The sequence below is a fragment of the Ideonella sp. P3_A4 genome, assembly GCF_056403075.1.
Map to the genome: position 1 here is coordinate 1 of NZ_JBFUGE010000625.1, position 3,378 is coordinate 3,378.

The window sequence follows — 3,378 nt, forward strand, 5'->3', positions numbered from 1 at the left end:
AGTCGGTCCCCATCCAGCTTCTGCCGCTGGCCACCGGCAGCGTCGAAGTGGGGCAGCAGTGCCTTCGCCGCCTCGATGCGAAGGGCCAGGTCCAGTCTGTCGTTGTTCATAACGTCGAGCAGGAAGCGCTTGGGATCCAGTGAGGGAGCCGTCTGCGCTGCATCATTCGATGCAAGCCCGGGCGCAGCCGGCACCGCGGCCGGCCCGAGCCGCTGCAACGCCAGTTCGAACTCCGCTGGCTGGATGCTCTTCAGCGGTGCCAACAACTGTGCCTGTCCATCGGGGTTGGGCGGCACATCGAGCCAGGGTTCGTCAACGAACATCGGCACAAGATCTGACGCGACAAAGGCAGACCACACGCCGCTGTCGGCCTGCAGGGCGGGGACCGGCCGGGCATGCAATGGCGCGCTCGCTGACGTGACATCCACCGCGGGCAGCATGGCCACGCGAACGGGCGCGATGTCGCCCAGATAGCTGCGCCGCAAGGCGTCGAGAAACGCCCCGGCCTGTGGCACTGGCACCGGCTCCTGGAGTGAGAACCAGAGCTGACAGCCATTGCTGCCATTGATCGCGATTGCCGGTGCAGGTAGCGCCAGATCAGCCTGAACGCCGCCCCAGACTGCCGAGAGCGCGACCCAATCGGCCGGCCTGGCCAGTTCCAGCACCATCGCCCGCACCCGCCCCTGCGCATCGACCAGGCCCCGAGCGTCGAGATCCGGGTCCTGGCGGGCGCCAGCCTGGGGGAGGTACAGGCGCTGCAGTTCCTGTTGCAAACGGTTCATGGTGAGGTTCCGAGGTCGACGGTTGGAGACAAGTCGACTCTAGTCGCCGTTGGCTGCAGACGTCGCGTGCAGAGCGTCCGCTGCCATCATGGCGACCATCACAGGGTGTCCCCGAACCCTGCGCCGCTCTCACGCCGCGTCATCGGCGCCAACGTACATGCGGTGCCGGCGCCATTTCGTGCCTTTGCGGTGCGCAGCGACAAGCCGCAGCACGTCGACGAGCCGACCGGCAGAGCGCGCCGTGTCGCGGCGGGTGGGTCGGATTCCAAGATCGCCGCATGAAATGATGCGGCATGCCACTCAGTCCCGAAGACCTGCAGCACATCGCTACGCGTACCTTGGCGCACTACGAGCAACACGCCCAGAGCTACTGGGAAGGCACGCGCGACCACGACGTCAGCCAGAACATCGCGGCACTGCTGCAGCACATGCCCGGGCCACCGCCCTTCGACCTGTTGGACTTTGGCTGCGGGCCCGGGCGCGACCTGCGCACCTTCAAGGCGCTGGGCCACCGCGCCGTCGGCCTGGAGGGGGCGCCCAGCGCGGCGGCGCTGGCACGCGCTCACAGCGGCTGCGAAGTGCTGGAGCAGAGCTTCCTGCAACTCGAACTACCCTCGCAGCGCTACGACGGTGTGTTTGCCAACGCCGTGCTGTTCCATGTGCCCCGCCAGGTGCTGCCACAGGTGCTACGACAACTGCAGGACTGCCTGCGGCCGGGCGGCGTGCTGTTCAGTTCCAACCCGCGCGGCGATGGCCAGGAGGGCTGGAGCGGTGAGCGCTACGGCGCATTCCACGACTGGCCCACTTGGCGCGCCCTGGTGACCTCCGCCGGCTTCGACGAGTTGGACCACTTCTACCGTCCGACGGGCCTGCCGATCGAGCAGCAGCCTTGGCTGGCGAGTGTGTGGCGAAAGCGCTGAGCCTTGCCGCTGTCGCATTGCGCATCTGGTGATCTCGCCGCTGCAGTGAGTCCAGAGGGCTGCGTTGGTGTAGCGGCCGTGACAGCGCCAGCCAACGACTGCTCTACGGCTGTCAATCTCGGCGGCCGGATACCCGCTTTGGGTCGACTCCGGACCTCCGTGACACGACCGTGCGCGCGGTCACAGTCGCTGGACGACGCGCACTGATTCGATCTTCAGCGTGAGGGGCTGGCTGGCCTCGACCTCCAGCGCGAGGCCGAGTGGCACAGGTGGTGCGAACGTGTGTTGCGCTTGGAGGCGCGAGGCTTGCTCTGATGGGGCCAGCGTCAGTGCGTGGCCGCCTACACGCAGCGCGATAGCCGGTGGTGCGTCGCCGGGTGTCAGCGTGGCCAGCACGAGTGCGCCGCCGAGTGGCAGAGGATTGAGTTGCGGTGATCGGGCCGCTTCGATCCAGCCGGTGGCTGCCGATCCAGATGCGGCGTGCAGCCACAGGCCGCTGCCTTCCTTCGCCGCCACGCGCAACCAGTAGCGGCCGCCTTGCAGGTCCATCGGCGGCCAGCGCAGGGCGATCCACGCCGCGGCCGGGGTGTCGGCGCTGATGTTCGCTTCGATCAATGCGGGCAGCGCTGGGCGGTCGCCAGCGTCGGTGCAGAGTTGGACCGCCCAGGTCGCCTGGTCGGATAAGGGGTGCCAGGGCAGGGTGATGCCGGACAGGCGCAGTGGCGTGGCAAGGTCGAGCGCGCGCACGATGCGCTGGTCGGGGCCGAGGAGGGTGCCGGTGCGGCCGTCGCCGGGGAGGGGGCTCGAACCCAATGCTGCACTACCGGCGTCTCCACCGGGAGTGGCCGAGACGGTGATCTGCTCGACGGGGCCAGTGGGCGGTGTCCAGTTGACGGCGAGGGTTTCGCTGCGAGTGCCGCTGAATTTCAGCGTTTGAGGTGATTCGAACAGTTCAGTCTCGGCGACGAGGGCGAGCGAGATCGCCTGGACGGTGATGCGGCAAGGTGCATCGCTTTCGAGATCGAGCCGCAGCACCAGGTCTGTGACCGGCTCTTCCTTGGGGTTCTGGTTGGCGGCCAGGCAATGTTCCAGCGCGGGCGCCCAGGCCTTGGTTGGCGCGTGGGTGGGCAGGGTCTGTGCGCTGGTCTGTTCGCCAGGTCGCAGTTCGAGCCAGAGCGTGTCGTCCGGTTTGCCGCCGCTTCCCGGGCGCACCAGGCGCATGCGTGGGCTCGTCGGCTTGCCTGCAAGGCGCAGCGCCTTCAGCACGCCGTCGCGACGGACCTGGGAAATCAGCGCGATGCTGTCGATGACGCCATCCACCACGCCGTCGATGATGCCAACGTTGCTTTGCGTGCCGACGCCCTTGGCACTCTTGGCCAGCACGCGGGCTCGCGGTGCCTGTTCGAACCGAAAACGGTCCTGGTCTTCGATGAACTGCGGCAGCTTCAGCGCATAGGCTATGCCCGAAGGCGGATCTGGCAGTCGTGCATTCAGTGGACCGGTGACCAGCGCGTCGTCGGCCACGGCATCACCGTCGCGCCGATGCAAGTCGAAATTGAAGCTGCGCGTGCCAACCAGTTGGACGATCGGCAGCGGCAGGGCCAGGGCAAGGTGCAGGTAGTCGCCTGACAACGTGCACTCGGGCATCCAGGTGGTGTCGCTGGTCGCCGCATCGA

The 3,378-nt window shown here is 67.5% G+C and carries 4 protein-coding genes; 2 read left to right on the forward strand and 2 right to left on the reverse strand.

Going from position 1 to position 3,378, the window contains the following annotated elements:
- Positions 1-773: hypothetical protein (locus AC1DYI_RS30100; RefSeq protein WP_477207792.1), on the reverse strand; the 773-nt coding region annotated here is incomplete at its 3' end.
- A 114-nt stretch (positions 774-887) separates the two neighbouring features.
- On the opposite strand from AC1DYI_RS30100, the gene AC1DYI_RS30105 reads away from it, so the two are divergent.
- Both AC1DYI_RS30105 and AC1DYI_RS30110 read left to right on the forward strand, forming a co-directional pair.
- Positions 888-1,064, forward strand: a complete 177-nt coding sequence (locus tag AC1DYI_RS30105; protein ID WP_477207793.1) for a hypothetical protein — start codon at positions 888-890, stop codon at positions 1,062-1,064.
- 11 nt (positions 1,065-1,075) lie between these two features.
- A complete protein-coding gene (locus AC1DYI_RS30110; protein WP_477207794.1) occupies positions 1,076-1,702 on the forward strand; it encodes a class I SAM-dependent methyltransferase in 627 nt (208 codons plus the stop codon).
- A 180-nt stretch (positions 1,703-1,882) separates the two neighbouring features.
- Here AC1DYI_RS30110 and AC1DYI_RS30115 read toward each other — a convergent pair.
- Positions 1,883-3,378: hypothetical protein (locus tag AC1DYI_RS30115; protein WP_477207795.1), on the reverse strand; the 1,496-nt coding region annotated here is incomplete at its 5' end.

Bases quoted from the DNA above. Each gene is read 5' to 3' on its own strand.
- AC1DYI_RS30110 (WP_477207794.1), top strand. From the start codon at position 1,076: ATGCCACTCAGTCCCGAAGACCTGCAGCACATCGCTACGCGTACCTTG.